The 17,479-nt window shown below is 34.6% G+C and carries 17 protein-coding genes; 9 read left to right on the top strand and 8 right to left on the bottom strand.

Annotated elements, in window-relative coordinates; translation table 11 throughout:
* Nucleotides 1-6 precede the first annotated feature (6 nt).
* From NO995_RS13815 to clpX, 7 genes are all read left to right on the top strand, one after another.
* Nucleotides 7-771 carry an alpha/beta fold hydrolase gene (locus NO995_RS13815; protein ID WP_258228026.1) on the top strand — a complete coding sequence of 255 codons (765 nt, stop codon included), beginning with the start codon at nucleotides 7-9 and terminating at the stop codon, nucleotides 769-771.
* Between the two features lie 130 nt (nucleotides 772-901).
* Nucleotides 902-1,393 (top strand): toxin-antitoxin system YwqK family antitoxin, encoded by a 492-nt coding sequence (locus NO995_RS13820; protein WP_258228027.1) that lies wholly within the window; start codon nucleotides 902-904, stop codon nucleotides 1,391-1,393.
* A gap of 144 nt (nucleotides 1,394-1,537) precedes the next feature.
* A complete protein-coding gene (locus NO995_RS13825) occupies nucleotides 1,538-1,963 on the top strand; it encodes an energy transducer TonB (protein WP_258228028.1) in 426 nt (141 codons plus the stop codon).
* Nucleotides 1,964-2,015: 52 nt separating this feature from the next.
* Nucleotides 2,016-2,357 carry a phage holin family protein gene (locus NO995_RS13830; protein WP_240573793.1) on the top strand — a complete coding sequence of 114 codons (342 nt, stop codon included), beginning with the start codon at nucleotides 2,016-2,018 and terminating at the stop codon, nucleotides 2,355-2,357.
* 235 nt (nucleotides 2,358-2,592) lie between these two features.
* A complete protein-coding gene (gene tig / locus NO995_RS13835) occupies nucleotides 2,593-3,927 on the top strand; it encodes a trigger factor (RefSeq protein ID WP_258228270.1) in 1,335 nt (444 codons plus the stop codon).
* 153 nt (nucleotides 3,928-4,080) lie between these two features.
* Entirely contained in the window at nucleotides 4,081-4,755 is a 675-nt protein-coding gene (gene clpP, locus NO995_RS13840) for an ATP-dependent Clp endopeptidase proteolytic subunit ClpP (RefSeq protein ID WP_240573789.1), read from the top strand.
* A gap of 75 nt (nucleotides 4,756-4,830) precedes the next feature.
* Nucleotides 4,831-6,063, top strand: a complete 1,233-nt coding sequence (gene clpX / locus NO995_RS13845; RefSeq protein WP_240573787.1) for an ATP-dependent Clp protease ATP-binding subunit ClpX — start codon at nucleotides 4,831-4,833, stop codon at nucleotides 6,061-6,063.
* A 232-nt stretch (nucleotides 6,064-6,295) separates the two neighbouring features.
* Here clpX and NO995_RS13850 read toward each other — a convergent pair whose 3' ends face one another.
* The gene (locus tag NO995_RS13850; protein WP_258228029.1) at nucleotides 6,296-7,813 is read right to left on the bottom strand and encodes a GH3 auxin-responsive promoter family protein; all 1,518 of its coding nucleotides are present in this window, start codon (nucleotides 7,811-7,813) and stop codon (nucleotides 6,296-6,298) included.
* A 138-nt stretch (nucleotides 7,814-7,951) separates the two neighbouring features.
* Between NO995_RS13850 and NO995_RS13855 the strand changes: the two genes are divergently transcribed.
* Complete coding sequence (locus tag NO995_RS13855) at nucleotides 7,952-8,746, top strand: DUF2797 domain-containing protein (protein WP_240573784.1); 795 nt, start codon at nucleotides 7,952-7,954, stop codon at nucleotides 8,744-8,746.
* 65 nt (nucleotides 8,747-8,811) lie between these two features.
* Here the strand turns inward: NO995_RS13855 and rpsU are convergent, their stop codons facing one another.
* The 4 genes from rpsU to NO995_RS13875 all read right to left on the bottom strand — a co-directional run bounded on the left by rpsU (nucleotide 8,812) and on the right by NO995_RS13875 (nucleotide 13,616).
* Entirely contained in the window at nucleotides 8,812-9,006 is a 195-nt protein-coding gene (gene rpsU / locus NO995_RS13860) for a 30S ribosomal protein S21 (RefSeq protein ID WP_188216744.1), read from the bottom strand.
* Between the two features lie 32 nt (nucleotides 9,007-9,038).
* On the bottom strand, nucleotides 9,039-9,902 hold the full coding sequence (locus NO995_RS13865) for an RNA polymerase sigma factor RpoD/SigA (protein ID WP_240573781.1): 864 nt from the start codon (nucleotides 9,900-9,902) through the stop codon (nucleotides 9,039-9,041).
* A 223-nt stretch (nucleotides 9,903-10,125) separates the two neighbouring features.
* Nucleotides 10,126-12,789: an AsmA family protein gene (locus NO995_RS13870; protein WP_258228030.1), complete on the bottom strand. Its 2,664-nt coding sequence runs from the start codon at nucleotides 12,787-12,789 to the stop codon at nucleotides 10,126-10,128.
* Nucleotides 12,790-12,911: 122 nt separating this feature from the next.
* On the bottom strand, nucleotides 12,912-13,616 hold the full coding sequence (locus NO995_RS13875; RefSeq protein ID WP_240573777.1) for a queuosine precursor transporter: 705 nt from the start codon (nucleotides 13,614-13,616) through the stop codon (nucleotides 12,912-12,914).
* 71 nt (nucleotides 13,617-13,687) lie between these two features.
* On the opposite strand from NO995_RS13875, the gene folK reads away from it, so the two are divergent.
* Entirely contained in the window at nucleotides 13,688-14,818 is a 1,131-nt protein-coding gene (gene folK / locus NO995_RS13880) for a 2-amino-4-hydroxy-6-hydroxymethyldihydropteridine diphosphokinase (protein ID WP_258228031.1), read from the top strand.
* Here folK and NO995_RS13885 read toward each other — a convergent pair.
* The 3 genes from NO995_RS13885 to NO995_RS13895 all read right to left on the bottom strand — a co-directional run bounded on the left by NO995_RS13885 (nucleotide 14,815) and on the right by NO995_RS13895 (nucleotide 17,456).
* Nucleotides 14,815-15,216, bottom strand: coding sequence for a hypothetical protein (locus NO995_RS13885; RefSeq protein ID WP_258228032.1), 402 nt, complete (start codon nucleotides 15,214-15,216; stop codon nucleotides 14,815-14,817). The genes folK and NO995_RS13885 overlap by 4 nt on opposite strands.
* A 79-nt stretch (nucleotides 15,217-15,295) precedes the next feature.
* Complete coding sequence (locus NO995_RS13890) at nucleotides 15,296-16,840, bottom strand: glycoside hydrolase family 28 protein (RefSeq protein ID WP_258228033.1); 1,545 nt, start codon at nucleotides 16,838-16,840, stop codon at nucleotides 15,296-15,298.
* Nucleotides 16,841-16,916: 76 nt separating this feature from the next.
* Nucleotides 16,917-17,456, bottom strand: coding sequence for an RNA methyltransferase (locus NO995_RS13895; RefSeq protein WP_258228034.1), 540 nt, complete (start codon nucleotides 17,454-17,456; stop codon nucleotides 16,917-16,919).
* Between the last annotated feature and the right edge of the window lie 23 nt (nucleotides 17,457-17,479).

Below are 17,479 nucleotides of genomic sequence, written 5' to 3' on the forward strand. Positions count from 1 at the left end.
ACAAGCATGGTATTACATTCAAATATAGTGGGTGAAGGGAGGCCATTTGTTATTCTTCACGGGTTTTTAGGTATGGGCGATAACTGGAAAACATTGGGTATGCAGTTTGCTGATCAAGGGTTTCAGGTGCATATGGTCGACCAGCGTAATCACGGACATAGTTTTCATCATGAAGATTTTAGCTATGAAGTTTTGGTCGAAGATTTAAAGCAGTATTGTGAAATTCATGGTTTAGAGCAAATCGTTTTATTAGGGCATTCCATGGGTGGAAAAACTGCGATGTTGTTTGCAACCAAATATCCGGAGATGGTTTCTAAATTAATTGTTGCCGATATTTCGCCTCGTTTTTATCCAGTACATCACGATGCTATTTTAAACGGATTAAGTGCTTTAAATTTTGATGAGGTAAAAAGTCGCGGTCAGGCTGATAAGGTTTTAGCCGAATATGTTTCCGATATGGGAACACGTCAGTTTTTATTAAAAAACTTATATTGGAAAGAAAAAGGCCTATTGGCGCTTCGTATGAATATTGACGTTCTTAAAGAAGAAGTGGCCGAAGTTGGCGAGCCCTTACCAAGTTATGCAACCTTTGATGGTGATACCTTGTTTTTACGTGGCGATCGCTCTGAATATATAGGTGTCGATGATGAACCAATTATCAAGCGTCATTTTCCAAAAGCCGATATTGTAACCATTGCCAATGCTGGTCACTGGTTGCATGCCGAAAACCCTACTGATTTTTTCGATGCCGTTATGACTTTTGTGAATTAAGGTAATTTCTAAATCAACATATTCAAGGCTTCTTAATGCTTGTAAAGTGTTTGGAAGCCTTTTTTGTTATTTCAAGTTTACGATTGAAGAAAAATCTTATATTTATTTGTTGATAAATTAAAAATTTACAATGAAATACTTACTCATGTTGACTTTTGCTTGCTTAACATTATTAGCAAAGGCACAAACAAATCATCCAGATGGCCCATATAAAGAATATTATGAGAATGGTCAATTAAAACAAGAAGGCTTTTATAAGAATGATAAAAAAATTAAAGTCTGGAAAACCTATTACGACAATGGGCAACTTTTAGAAGTTTACGTGAATGATAATAACGGAAAGTTTACGGGCATGAAACGAGAATATTCTAAAGAAGGTGTTATTCTAAAAGAAACAAAAAATGACGTAGAAGGCAGATTAATAACTTATGAATATGATGAAAATGGGATCTTGTTTTATTCCGTAGAAATTAAGGAGACAAATAATAAGGGAAGATTTGTTTGGTCTGGAGATTATAAAGAATATTATAAAAACGGAATTTTAAAAGTTGAAAGTCATTATGATAATTACGAACTTAATGGACTTTGGAAACAGTTTTATGAAACAGGAGAGTTAGAATAGGAAGTTGGTTATGTTAACGGATATAAGCAGGGAGAATATAGGCAGTATGATAAAATTGGAAGCGTTAAAATTTCAGGTAATTTTGAGCTAGACAAAAAGGAAGGAGAGGAAAAACATTTTGATTCTAATGGACATCTTTTTGGGGTGTTAAAATATAAAAAAGGAGTATATAAGAAAGCATCAGGGGCTGGTAATCTTGAGGAAGTTGAAGTGCCTGATGGAGTTTTTCAAAGAGTTCCTGTTTATCCCGGATGTGAAAATTCACTTGCAAATAATGGGAAGAAAAGATGTATGTCTGAAAATGTAACTGCCTTTGTTTCTCAAAAATACAATACTTCTTTTATAAAGGATATTGGCTTGAATGGGGTACAAAAAATATACGTCATGTTTAAAATAGACAAAACCGGTAACGTTATTAATATACGAGCCAAAGCAAAACATAGGGGGCTAGAAGCTGAGGCGATAAGAGTTGTTTCTCTTTTACCAAGAATGAAACCTGGAATGGTAAGAGGTAAACCAGTTACAGTCCCTTATTCATTACCAATTGGTTTAGCGATTAGAGGTAATTAGATAGTTTTTAGTTCTCATATAATTCGTATATTTCATAACTAACTCTTTAATTATGAAAACAATAATCAGACTTTTAATTAATGCAATCGCGGTATTGGTCATATCGCAAATTTTATCAGGAGTACATATCGATAGTTATGTTACGGCTATTATTGTAGCTATTGTTTTAGCGGTGCTAAATTTATTTGTGAAACCGCTTTTGGTATTATTTACATTGCCGGCAACCATTTTAACCTTAGGGTTATTCTTGCTAATTATTAATGGATTAATCATTTATCTGGCAGGAAAATTTGTTTCTGGATTTAGTTTAGATGGCTTTTGGTGGGCTGTCTTGTTTAGTTTACTACTTTCAATTTTACAGTCTATACTTCAGTCTGTTTTAAAAGAAGATTAAATCTTAATAGAAATAGTCTTCTATTTCTGTATTTTATAAGAGTAAATGTGTTAAAAACGAATAACTTGACACTTTATAAAAATAATAAAGGAAATCGCATAAAATCAAGCAATTAAAAACTTTGTCGGGTGGTAAAAATATTGTATTTTTGCCACCCGATTTTAGTTACATTATTTCAGGTTTTACCAAAAACCTGTTTTGTTAAATGCCTGATAAGGCTTTATATCATTTAAAAATGAATATTACAAGAGAAAACGTTGATGCATTAAATGCTGTAGTAAAAGTAGATATCGCGAAAGAAGATTATAGCGATAAAGTAGAGAAAATATTATCAGATTACCGTAAAACAGCTAACATTCCAGGATTTAGAAAAGGACACGTGCCAATGGGAATGGTTAAAAAGCAATATGGTAAAGCTGTATTAGTTGACGAAGTAAACAAATTATTACAAGACGCTTTAAACAAATATTTAACTGAAGAGAAGTTAGATGTTTTAGGACAACCACTACCAAAAACTCAGGATAATATCGATTGGGATGCAGATACATTTTCTTTTGAATTCGAATTAGGATTAGCTCCTGAATTTGAAGTAAACGTAGCAAGCAACGAACCTATCGTTCAATATAACATTATCGCTGACGACAAGATGTTAGACGAGCAAGTGGCTAACATTCAAAAGCAATACGGTAAATTGGTATCTCAAAACGAGGTTGCTGCAGATAGCGAAATTACTGGTGTTTACAGAAACGAAGAGCGTGAAATCGAAAATAAAGTAAACCTTACTTTAGATAGATTTGCGGGAGATGCTACTGAAAAATTATTCATTGGAGCTAAAGTTGGTGATGTTGTAACGTTACAAACTAAAGGTCTTTTTGATGATGAGCACGAATTAATGCACGCTTTAAAATTAGGTCACGATGAGGTTCACGGTTTAGATATCGAAGTAACATTTACTATCGAAGAAATCAACACACGTGAGTTAGCAGAGTTAGATCAGGAATTATTTGATAAACTTTTTGGTAAAGACGTTGTAAAATCTGTAACTGAATTAAAAGAAAAGATTAAAGAAGATGCTGAAAAGCAATTCGCTCAACAAGCAGATCAAAAACTTTTAAATGATGTAACAGAGTATTTAGTTGCAAACACACAGTTTGATTTACCAGCTGAGTTCTTACAAAAATGGATTCAACAAACCTCTAACGAAGAGCAAGCAATCGATAGCGATCAAGCTAAAGAAGAATACGAGAAGTCAGAAAAAGGAATCCGTTACCAGTTAATCGAGAGCAAATTAATCGTAGATAACGATATCAAAGTAACTATGGACGATATCAGAAATCATGCGAAAGATATGATTAAAGCTCAAATGGCTCAGTTTGGTCAAATGAATCCTTCAGATAAAGAGTTAGATGATATTGCTGCTCGTGTATTAGGAAGTCAAGATGAAGCGCGTCGTATTTCAGAGCAATTAATCTCTCAAAAATTATTAGCACTTTACAAAGAAAAAGCTAATATCGAAGTTAAAGAATTAAGTTACGAAGACTTCATTAAAGAAGTTTACGGAGATAAATAATCATTTATCTTATAAAGAATAAATGCGTATATTTAGGCTCTAGAATTTACTAATTCTAGAGCCTAATTTGTTGATTAAATATGGCTTTTCTGAAGTCGTAAATTAATCATTATTTTAAAACTTAAGGATTTAACCTCAATAACAAAGTACACTATGGATTACGCAAAAGAATTTGAAAAATTCGCGATAAAAGATCAAGGAATTAGCAGTACATACTACAATAAAATTATTAGCAGTATGTATCCAACCAATTTAACGCCAAACATTATTGAAGAGCGCCAAATGAACATCGCTATTTTCGACGTGTTCTCACGTTTAATGATGGATCGTATCATTTTCTTAGGAACAGGAATTAACGATCAGGTAGCTAATATTATTCAAGCACAATTATTGTTTTTAGAAAGCACCGATGCTAATAAAGACATTCAAATATACATCAACTCTCCAGGTGGTAGTGTTTACGCTGGTTTAGGTATTTATGATACCATGCAGTTTATCAAGCCAGATGTAGCGACTATTTGTACAGGTATGGCAGCATCTATGGGTGCGGTTTTATTATGTGCCGGAGCGAAAGGGAAACGTAGCGGATTAACACACTCTCGCGTTATGATTCACCAACCGTTAGGAGGAGCTCAAGGTCAGGCAAGTGATATCGAAATTACAGCTCGTGAGATCTTGATTTTAAAAGAAGAACTTTACAAGATTATTAGTAAGCACTCAGGTCAGGATTACGACAAAGTGTATGCTGATAGTGATCGTGATTACTGGATGAAAGCTGATAAAGCTAAGGAATACGGTATGATTGACGAGATTTTGGTTCGTAACTAAAATAAAAATTGTAATTTTAAAGAATTGTTATAGAGGGATTTATAAAATGTTTTTCTCCCGAAAATTGTAAGATTAATGGCAAAAGAAGAATTAGAATGTTCGTTTTGTGGTAGAAAAAAGCCAGAAACCAATTTATTAATTGCTGGGTTAGATGCTCACATCTGTGACAGATGCATCGAGCAAGCGCATGGTATTGTTTTAGAAGAATCTAAACAGAGTGATACTAGTGATTTATCTGCGGAGCTGAAATTACGTAAGCCGCAGCAAATTAAAGCGTTTTTAGACGAATATATTATTGGTCAGAATACAACTAAAAAGGTAATGTCTGTAGCGGTATATAACCACTACAAGCGTTTATTACAGCCAACAACAAATGACGATATCGATATTCAAAAAAGTAATATTGTTATGGTTGGGCAAACAGGTACAGGTAAAACTTTAATGGCTAAAACCATTGCCAGAATGTTAAATGTGCCTTTAGCTATTGTTGATGCGACTGTTTTAACTGAAGCTGGTTATGTTGGTGAAGATGTTGAAAGTATCTTAACACGTTTATTACAGGCAGCCGATTATAATTTAGAGCGCGCTGAAAAAGGTATTGTTTTTATTGATGAAATCGATAAGATTGCTCGTAAAAGTGATAACCCATCTATTACACGTGATGTATCTGGTGAAGGTGTTCAACAGGCTTTATTAAAACTGTTGGAAGGAACCGTGGTTAACGTACCACCAAAAGGCGGACGTAAACACCCGGATCAAAAATTCATTGAAGTAAATACCGAAAATATCTTATTTATTGCCGGTGGAGCATTCGATGGTATTGAGCGTGTGATTTCTAAACGTTTAAATATGCAGGCGGTTGGATATAGCGCATCTATGTCTGATGAGGTAATTGATCAAAATAATTTATTACAGTACATTATTCCGAAAGACTTAAAAGATTTTGGATTAATTCCCGAAATTATTGGTCGTTTACCAGTGTTGACTTATATGGATCCGTTAGATGCTGAAACCTTAAGAGCCATTTTAACCGAGCCAAAAAATGCTATTATAAAACAATACCAGAAGTTATTTTCGATGGATGATATTGATTTTACGATTACCGATGGTGCTTTAGGGTATATTGTTGATAAAGCTATTGAGTATAAGTTAGGAGCCAGAGGACTTCGTTCGTTATGCGAGGAGATTTTAACAGATGCGATGTTTGAATTGCCAAGTAGCGACGAAAAAAACTTGAATGTAACTAAAGCGTACGCTGAAGAAAAATTATCAAAAACAGCCTTAAAAAAACTAAAAGCAGTTTCTTAAGACTTCCATAATTTTACACATAAAAAAACCACGCTATTAGCGTGGTTTTTTATTTTTTATGGATATTAATTAATATAAGGGTATATTTTGGTAACGTTTTGTTTTCAAATTTTAAATAAATATAGACTTATTAACAATCTATGCAAAACCCTTTTTCCTCTTTTAGATTATAAGATGAAATACTCGACTAAAGACTTTGTGTAAAACCTTTCGTCGGTAATTTTGGTATAATCTAACTGGCATTTAATTTTAGTAACTCTTCAAGATAATCTCGAGTGTTAGATAGTCGTGGCACTTTATGTTGACCTCCTAATTTATTGTTTTGTTTTAGCCAGTCGTAAAATAGGTTTTCACGAGCCACATTAATCTTTGGCTTGTTAAGGGTAATGTTGTTAAAACGCTTGGCTTCATAATCAGAATTTAATGCTTTTAAAGCATCGTCGAACAGTTCGTTAAACTGCTCGATATTTCTGGGAAGTCTTTTAAATTCAATTAACCATTCGTGAGCACCTTTTTCTTTGCCTTCCATAAAAACAGGCGCAGCTGTAAAGTCTACAATTTCGGCTTCGGTATCTTTACACACTTGTTTCAAGGCATTTTCAGCATTTTCAATAATCAACTCTTCACCAAAAACATTTATGTGATGTTTGGTTCTTCCGGAGATTTTTATGCGATAAGGACTTAAAGAGGTGAAACGAACCGTGTCTCCAACTTTATAGCGCCATAATCCAGCATTGGTGGTAATGATAATCGCGTAGTTTTTGCCGAGTTCTACTTCACTTAAAGGAATGGCTTTTTCTTCCGTAGTTGCGTAAACATCCATTGGGATAAACTCGTAAAAAATACCATAATCTAACATGAGTAACAATTCGTTAGAATCGTTTTTATCCTGAATGGCAAAAAAGCCTTCCGAAGCATTGTAAATTTCGTAGTATTTAAATCCACTTTTTGGAAGTATACTTTGGTATTGGTCTACATAAGGCGTAAAGCTCACACCACCATGAAAATAAACTTCCAGATTGGGCCAGACTTCGTGTAAATTACCTTTTCCTGTAGTTTCTAAAACATTGTTTAAAAGTACTAACATCCATGAAGGGACACCAGCAAGACTCGTTACATTTTCAAAGCGGGTTTCATCAACAATGGCTTGCATTTTGTATTCCCAATCACTCATTAAAGAAACTTTATTGCAAGGCGTACTACTAAACTCTGCCCAAAAGGGCATATTGTCAATTAAGATGGCAGATAAGTCGCCAAATGCGGTGCCATTTTCTTTGTATAACTGTTTGCTTCCGCCCAAGCGTAAACTTTTACCTGTGAATAATTGTGACTCTTCGTTGTTATTCAGGTACATGCAAAGTAAATCTTTACTGGCTGCGTAGTGGCAGTCTTCTAAAGATTCTTCGCTAACCGGAATGAATTTGCTTTTTGCTCGGGTTGTTCCGCTCGATTTGGCATACCATTTTATTGGTGTTGGCCAGAACAGATTCGACTCGCCTTTCATGGAACGCTGAATAATATCCTGCCAGCCGTCGTAGTTTTTAATAGGAACGCGCTCGGTAAAGGTTTGATAGTTTTTTATTGAAGCAAAATCGTATTGTTTGCCTATTTGGGTGTCTTTAGCAAAATCTAAAAGACTAAGCAATAATTCATTCTGTACCTCGTTGGGATGTTTTAAAAACAAATCAATTTGTTGGAATCGTTTTTTTAAAAACCAGGAAGCAATGGAATTAACTATCGTAATTGGCATATTTTTGAGCTACTATCTTTGAATGCCTAAAATAACATTTTTTTTGTTGAAAAGTAAAAGCAAAATTCACATTTAGATTTATTCTTTAAATGTTCGTAATTTTGAAGGGAATTACAAAAAACAATAAAAAGAAAGCAGATGACTTACCAAGGGGTTTTAACGAAAATGGAAACAGAATACGCATCGCCTATTCAATATTATTTAGTGTTTGATAACGACTTTATAAACATGAATCAGTTGTTGGATAAACATATTTCCATCGAGTTTGTTAGATACCAGTGTTTAAACTGCGGATTAGATAAGCCTATTTATCGTCAGGGCTTTTGTAAAAGTTGTTTTTTTGATGTGCCTCAGGCTGCCGACTGGATTATGCGTCCGGAATTGAGTACTGCACATTTAGGAAAGGAAGATCGGGATTTGGAGTACGAAAAGAAAATGCAGTTACAGCCGCATATTGTGTATCTGGCGAATTCCAGCAGTGTAAAAGTAGGGGTGACCAGAAAATCTCAGGTGCCTACACGTTGGATAGATCAAGGAGCACATGAAGCCATTGAAATTGTTGAGGTGCCTAACCGTTATCTGGCTGGAATTACCGAGGTGGCTTTAAAAGAATACGTATCTGATAAAACCAATTGGCGTACCATGTTAAAAAATGATATAGAAGATGAAAATTTGGTGGAATGGCGAGAGCGTTTAAAACAATATATCCCAGATGAAGCTAAAGAGTATTTTATTGAGAGCAATTCGGAAACCAATCTGGAGTATCCGGTACATCAATATCCATTAAAACCTAAAAGTTTAAATTTAGGAAAAACACCAAGTTATCAAGGAGTGTTAAAAGGAATAAAAGGACAATATTTAATTTTTGAAGATCAAACTGTCTTTAATGTGCGCAGTAATGAAGGTTTGGTAGTGAATATTACTATTCAGTAATTAAATAATGAAATAAAAAAATCACGCTTTTGGCGTGATTTTTTTAATATCCTAAAAGGAACGATTTATATATCTTCCTGATCTCTTAAGTTTTGGATATATTCCGCCTTTTGAATTTGACGTCTTCTTTTAACCGATGGTTTTGTGAAAAATTGATTATCTCTCAAGTTTTGCATCACCTTAACGTTTCTGTGTTTACGTTTATAGCGTTTCAGTGCGCGTTCAATGTTTTCCCCTTCTTTAATTTCAATTCTTAACATATAGTTTATTTATAGAGTGAGTGTATTCAGGACTATCCCAAATACGTTTTTAAAATTTTACTTTTCGATGTATGCTTTAATCTTCTGATGCCTTTTTCTCTTATCTGGCGAACGCGTTCGCGTGTTAAATCGAACGTTTTTCCTATTTCGTCTAAACTCATTGGCGGTTGATTGCTCAATCCAAAATTTAAACGAATAATGTCGCTTTCTTTTTGCGATAAAGTATCTAAGGCTCTGTTTATTTCTGTACTTAACGATTCATTCATTAAGTATCTATCCGGGTTTGGCGAATCGCCTGCCGAAACCACATCATATAAATTTGAGGTTTCGCCTTCTTTTAATGGTGCATCCATGGATAGGTGGCGTCCGGAATTCTTCATGGATTGTTTAACATCGCTAACGGTTAAATCTAGTTCCTGAGCAATTTCTTCGGCGCTGGGAGCACGCTCGTGTGTCTGTTCTAAAAACGAATAGGCCTTATTAATTTTGTTAATCGAGCCAATTTTGTTCAAAGGTAATCTAACTATTCGAGATTGTTCGGCTAAAGCTTGAAGAATTGCTTGTCGAATCCACCAAACAGCATACGAAATGAACTTAAAACCACGGGTTTCGTCAAAACGCTTGGCTGCTTTTACCAATCCTGCATTCCCTTCATTAATTAAATCGGGTAGGGTAAGCCCCTGATTCTGGTATTGTTTAGCTACCGAAACAACAAAACGTAAGTTGGCTGTTGTTAACCTGTCTAAAGCCACCTGATCACCTTGTCTGATGCGTTGCGCCAATTCCACTTCTTCATCTGCTGTAATCAGTGGAATTTTGCTAATATCCTGCAAGTATTTGTCAAGGGATTTAGACTCTCTATTAGTTACTTGTTTTGTGATTTTAAGTTGCCTCATTTATACTTTTTTCTGTTTTAAAATATATCTAACCCACATTATAATATTTTAATTGAAAAAAGCAAGGAAACTCACATTTCTTTAACATAAAACCCTTCATTTTGAGCTAAATACTTCAAATTTGATGAAAATTAAGTCTGTTTTCAGGTGTTTTTTAGAAATTCAATAAAAAAGGCAGGTTTACACAACCTGCCTTTTTTGAAATTTTATTTTATCGATATTTTTAATTCACGGTATCTGTTTTTTTCTTTTTGCCTCCTAAAAGACCGCCTAAAACATTCTTAACATTTTCTTTAATCTGTTCCTGTGAAGTGGCTTTGGTTTCTGCCTCCTGAGTTAAAGTTGAATCTGTACTGGTTGTGGTTTTAGAAGATGAAGTGCTCCCGGTTAATCCGCCTAATAAATTATTGAGTTCATTTTTACCTTGACCAATTAATTTTTGTTTTTGAATTTCTGTTAACTGACTCGTTAAATTTTTAACGCCACTTGTTAAGTCGGTTGACACCTTCGGGTCTGCATAACTCCCGGAAATATTTGCAGTAATAGGTACCTTAATATCGTTAACTTTACTGTCGTTTATACTGCTGATAAGTTTGTTAATATCGTTTCCTAAATATTTTGCAGGGACATCAAATACCGCGCTATAAGCCATGGTTTTGTCGAAGCCGTGCGATCCAGAAACTTCAATGGCAATATCCTGATATTTAAAGGAGAATGGTTTAACGGTAACTTTTCCGTTAGCAAATTCTAAATAAGCTTTTAAGTCGTTAAAGCTAAATTTATCAAAATCAACAAAACTTAAGGAGCTTTCCAGTTTGTTTAAAACCTGTGCATTTTGTGGGTCTACTTTTGTAGTTAATAATTCCGCGGCAGCGTCACCAAAAAGGGTATTTAAATTTGGAGTAAAATCCTGAGTTAAATCGCCTTTTAAATTTAGTTTCGTGTTTAATTTTCCTTGTAAAGCTTTAGCAATAGGAGCGATGCTTTGAAACATATCTAAACCAGCAAAAGATTCGGCGATATCGAAATTTTCGGCACCTAAATCTAAATTAAATGTTGGTGTTTCGTTTTTTGTAGAAACATTACCTGAAACCGCTAAATTACCATTAAACAGTTTTGATGTTAGGTTGTTTAATGTAGCCTGTTGGTCTTTAATCACCAGTGAGCCTTTGACATCTTTCAGTTTTAAATTGTCGTAAGTTACATTCGCTGCATTGGCGTTTATAGTACAATCTAAAAATGCTGGAATTTTTAAACTCTCCGTATTACTTGTGGTTGTTGAGGTTTTTTGTTCTTCTGAAGTTGTTGTTTCTTCATCGGAAGTCATAAAATCGCTCAGTACAAAATTATTGGAGTTTACATTAAAGTTTCCTTTTAAGGTGCTGTCGCTTAGTAAAAATCCGAGTAAATTGTTAATTGATCCATTGGCGCTAATATCACTACTTCCTGTGGTTGCATTAAAGTTATTAAGTGTAACCGTTGAAGGATTAAATGTCATATCGGCTTTTGAAATGCTCACGGGGTTGGCCATGTCTTCGGAAGCGAATTTAAAGTCGGAAACACTCATGGTTCCTGAGCTTTTTATGCGCTCGTAAGCATTGGTTTCAATGGCATTCACGTCGAACGCGGTGTGGATATTAGCTTTTAAAATACCACTTAATTCCTGATCTAATTGTAACGGATAGGCTTTGGTTAAATTCCCTAAGTTTAACGTGCCATCAACATTAGCATTAACCAGCATATTTTTGGTTAAATTTTTAATGGTTGCCGACGATTTGAAAACATCTTTATCTATTCTAAAGTTCAGGGTGTTGATATTTACATAGGTGTCATCAACGTTACCGGTTTCATTTTTAATTTCTGTATTGATAATGATATTTTCAACCGACTTAGGTAAATCTGGATATTTAAAGGACGCATTGTTAGAAGTAATGCTGATGTCTAAAGTCGGGATGGTTTCTTCGGTAACCTTTCCTTTCATTATCCCTTTTACTTTAAAATCGCCTGTAGTTTGCACGTCTTCTATGCTTTTAGAATAGTTTGCCGGAATAACTGCCAGGAAATCTTTAAATGTAGAACCTGGATTTTCAAAAGTAATGTCGATATCCTGACCTTCTTCGATAAGCTGAACAAAACCATGAAATACTAAAGGCAGTTGATTAATAAACGCCTTATTGTCTTTAAATGTGTATTTGCTGTTTTCTAAATCTAAATCGATTAAAGCATCTAGTTTAATGTGATTGTTGCTTAAGTACGCGGTGCTATCCATGCTAAAACTTACTAAGGCCTCAGTATTGGTGTCCAGCTCTGAAATAGTTCCTGAAAATGTTCCTTTTCCAGTATGGTTTAATTCTGTAATGCTGAATTGTATTTTAGAACCTTCATCGAAATAGTTAAACGAACCGTTATTAATGCTGTAGTTTTCAATATCGAAAGCAAAACCACTATCACTGGTTGTTTCTGTTTCTGTTGTTGAGCCGTTGTCTTTTGTAATATAGTAATTGCTTTTCCCTTCAGTGTTTGTTTTAAGGTTAATCAAAGCATCATCAATTGATATTGAATTTATAGTTAACGGACCATCTTCAGTATTTTTAAATAATTCTTTAACCGACATGGTAAAGGAAATATTCTTGGTGCTCACCAAGGTGTCGCCTTTAAACGGTTCGAAATTGGTAATCACTAAATCGTTCACTTCAACATGGGCCTGCGGAAAACTTTTAAGTAAACTCAAACTCACATCACTAAATTCGACATGGGCATTGACATTTTGGTTAATAAAGGTTTTAACCATGTCTTTTATCTGACCTTTAAAAGCAAATGGTAACGCTATTAAAATCACTAAAATAATTAGTACAGACAGACCTAAAATTTTTAAAGCTTTCTTCATAAATATGGGGTATTATGTTTTATGAGTAGGTTATAGGTTTAATAATGAGTTACTTTATATACGCAAATGTCACCAGAAAAGTTTGAAACTAAGAATTTTCTTCGTTAAGTTTTTTATAAAAATTAAAGCAAAAGAATTTCTTCATTCATCTTTAAATTAAAGCGCTTTCTAAACAGGTAAACGCCTAAATACATAAACGGCGTATCACAAAGTGCAACTAATATTTTAAAAAAGAATCCGGACAGGATAAGTCCGAGAAAATTTTCCCATGGAATAATATGAAAAATGCAAAGCAAACCGACAACGGTAAAGGTATCTACAAATTGAGAAATAAACGTTGAAAAGTTGTTGCGTAACCATAAATGTTTGCCTTTAGTTAAACTTTTCCAGTAATGATAAATTTGAATATCAATAAACTGGGCAAAAAGGTAAGCCATCATACTGGCAAAAACGGCGAGTACGGTATTTCCAAAAACCGTTTTAAACATGGTGTCGTCTACAGGAGACCAGCTTGTAGCAGGTACAATGCTCGAGACGTAAACAATAAGTAGTGAGAATGCCGAAGCAAATATACCGGCAACAACCACTTGATTGGCTCGTTTTTTACCATAAATTTCACTGATTAAATCGGTGATTAAAAAGGTAATTGGGTAGGGGAGGATACCCACCGAAATTTCAAATAGTTTCGATCCGAAAATTTCAATATCAAACGGATACCAGTAAAAAAACTTCTGAAATATTAAGTTCGAAACCACCAGCGAGGTAATAAATAGAGCCCCTAAAAGCATATAAATACGTTGGGCAGCTAGTTTATCTTTTAAAGTCATGCAATTTGTGAATAAATACGATTAGTAAATATAAAGTAATAAAATTTGTTTTAGTTATTTTGCCGTTACTTATGATGCAACCCACAACATTTCATATCGCTTTAGGAAGTAATAAAGGCGATAAACTTAAAAACTTACAGCAGGCGGTAAATTTAATTTATCAGCGTATTGGTGTGATTACTCAGATTTCTAAAGTGTATGAGTCACCGGCTTTTGGTTTTGAAAGTGACGATTTTTATAATTGTTGTTTAGCGTTGCAAAGCGATTTAGAACCGCAACAAGTTTTAGATGTTTTATTGGCTATTGAAATTGAATTGGGGCGTGTAAGAACCAATCCAAATGCTTATGAAGCGCGGACTATAGATTTAGATATTATTCTGGCTGAAGATGAAATTATTTCTACCGAAACGTTGATTGTGCCGCATCCTGAAATGCAAAAGCGAAAATTTGTGTTGTTGCCGTTGAACGATATTGCAGCAAAGGTTGAACATCCGGTTTTAAAAAAGAGCATTGGAGCTTTGTTGGATGAATGTGACGATACTTCGGTTTTAGAGCCTATTGCTGAGGTGTTGCATAACCCGAGCGCGGATTTCGATTTTTCAACCTTTAATTATATTGCTATTGAAGGAAACATTGGCGCCGGAAAAACGAGTTTAGCCACTAAAATTTCGAATGATTTTAATGCTAAGCTCATTTTAGAACGCTTCGCTGATAATCCGTTTTTACCACAGTTTTATAAGGATGCTAGCCGCTATGCGTTTCCGTTAGAGATGTCGTTTTTAGCCGACCGCTACCAACAAATTAGTGATGATTTATCGCAACTCGAGTTGTTCAAAGACTTTATTGTTAGCGATTACGATGTGTTTAAGTCGCTTATTTTCTCAAAAGTTACGTTGCAGGAAGATGAATTTAACCTGTATCGCAAACTATTTTACTTGATGTATAAAGAATTGCGTAAGCCAGATTTGTATGTATATCTCTATCAAAATACCGAACGCTTACAGCAAAACATTAAAAAGCGTGGCCGTGATTACGAACAGAATATTGCTGATGAGTATCTTGAAAAAATAAACGCGGGTTATCTGGAATTTTTAAAAACTCAAACCGATTTTAACGTAAAAATTATTGATGTTTCCAATAAATATTTTGTGAATAATCGCGAAGATTATTTGTGGGTATTACAGGAGATTTTTTCTAATTAACTTTTTGAAAGCGTCATTTTGGGCGAGGTTAGAACTTTATTGTTTTCTGATGTCATTACACGTAATAATAAACTTTGAAATTCATTTTTATTTTTTCTAAAAAGGATAAATAAAGTAGATTTCGATACATCCCCACCTATTTTGTCAGGTAACGTCCAATTCCAATTTCCTAAAATCTTTTTAGATTTAGAGTCTTCGTTAAATGTTATTTCAGCAGTAAAATCATCATTAAATTTTACGTTTTGAATGTTATAATCTGTTTCTGAGTCGTTTGATAATGTCCAGATACCAGTTAATTCCGATGTGGTTATCGTGGTTTCTTTGAGTTTCTTTTCAGTTTCACAATTTGAAAATAGAACGAGAACTAAAATAAGTACGATTGATTTTAATAGTTTCATGATTGATGATGATTTTTTGATTGAAAATCAAACATACCATTTCATTGAGAAAAATCAAAACTTATAAGTAAGAAAATTATTATTTTAAAAACTTCACGTTATTTAAAGTCGCTTTTTCATTTGGAAACTCTAAAGCCGAGGTTTCAGTTTTAATTTCAACGTTTTCTAACGAAATATTTTCACCGCCAAGAATATCAATTACATGATCTGGAGTTTCAATTTTGGCATTGGAAATATTTACATTTTTTCCGTCGTTAATGATGATAAGTCCGTAACTGTTGGCGTCAACATTATCAATAGTTAAATTGGTCAATGGTGATTCAGGAATACCATAAACTTTTAAAAAATGCGTGCTGTTTTCTATAATCAGGTTGGTCATAGAAACGTCTTTGTAAAACGGTGTTAGTTTATTTACAGGTCTGGCAGGTAAACGCTCAGCCAATTCTCCAACATAAGCAGGTGTTCCTAGCATATCCCATTTTATGGCTGTAGCTTCTAAATTCATACGAATGCGGTCGTAATACAGGTGCTCGCCACCACCGCCTCTTGGTCTGCGCGTTTTAAAGCGAATACCAACTACGGTGCCTTCAAAAACACAATCGTGAACATATAAATTTCTTATCACGCCGGCAGTCTCGCTTCCGCAAGTAATACCACCGTGTCCTTTTTGTGCCAGGCAGTAACGTACCACTACGTTTTCGGTTGGTTTATTAACTTTCATGCCGTCTTCACCACGGCCGGATTTCATGGTAAAACAATCGTCTCCGGTATTTAATGTCGAGTATTCGATAAGTACATTTTTAGACGATTCGATATCGATACCATCACCACGCGGAATGCCATAAGAATTCACATAAACACCTCGAATAATCACATTATCGCAATAAGTTGGTACGATATTCCAGAAGGCCGTATTTTCTAATGAAACGCCTTCAATATATACTTTTTTACAGTTGATTGGTGAAATGAATTTGGGAGGGAAAATCCAGTCTTCTTTAGAGCCATCATGAATACGTTCTTCAGCTGGTTTATTTAAATCTACTAAAGTTTCAATAGGCTTCATGTAAGAGCGCGCTTTGATTTCTCCGTCAAATGGCCCGATAAGCTTTCCGTTTCCGGTAATAGCAATGTTTTCTTGGTTATTTGCGTAAATACAAGCAGCAAGCGACATCACTTCTAAGCTTTCTACTCTTGTAAATACGGCTGGCTGATAATCTTTAACCTCAGTGCTAAAACGAAGTACGGCGCCGTCTTCAAAATGAAGATTCACATTGCTTTTTAAAGCAATACGTCCAGTAAGCCATTCTCCTTCAGGAATGATAACTGTTCCTCCTCCTTGTGTACTTATGGTGTCGATAGCTTGTTGAATAATATTTGTTATTAAACTAGCAGTGACTTCAATTTTATCTTTAATGTTGATACTTCTATCCGGGAAACTTGGCTTTACAAATTCGGGCATAGCAAACGGTGCGGTTACCGGAGCAATGGTGTCTGGTAATACGGTACGGCCTACCTGTTCTTTGGTTGGGATACTTTCCAGTTTGCTGTAATCTGGTCCGACCTTGATTTCAGTTTTACAACTGACAAATAAAGCTAAAGATAGTATGGTGATAAAAGCTTTCATTTTAGTTTTTATTGGTGATAATTAACGTAAAACTATAGATTTAAAACCTACATTGCTGTTGGTTTTGTTCAGTGGTTTATTCTGTAATTGTTTTTAGTTTGCTGAATATATCCCAAACCACTACACCACAACTTACTGAAATATTTAAAGAGTGTTTTGTGCCGTACTGCGGGATTTCAATCACTGTATCGCTTGCCGAAACTACTTTTTGAGCGACCCCTTTTACTTCATTACCAAAAACTAAAGCGTATTTGGTGTTGGCTTCAGGGGTAAAGTTGTCAAGCATGGTGGCGTTTTCGGCCTGCTCGATGGAACAGATTTTAACGTTTTCAGCTTTTAAGCGTTCCACTAAATCCATGGTGTTTTCAACGTATTCCCAATCTACGGTATCGGTGCTTCCCAATGCGGTTTTATGAATGTCTTTATGTGGCGGGGTTGCCGTGATACCGCATAAATAAATCTTTTCAATTAAAAAGGCATCACTGGTTCTAAAAACTGAACCAATATTATTTAAACTTCTAATGTTGTCTAAAACAATAATAATGGGTGTTTTTTTCACCTGTTTAAAATCTTCAACGCTTAATCGGTCTAACTCGCTATTTTTTAATTTACGCATGGTGGTTTTAATGTCAATATTCT

This window comes from Aestuariibaculum sp. M13 (genome assembly GCF_024723255.1).
In the GTDB taxonomy this organism is placed as follows: Bacteria; Bacteroidota; Bacteroidia; order Flavobacteriales; family Flavobacteriaceae; genus Aestuariibaculum; species Aestuariibaculum lutulentum.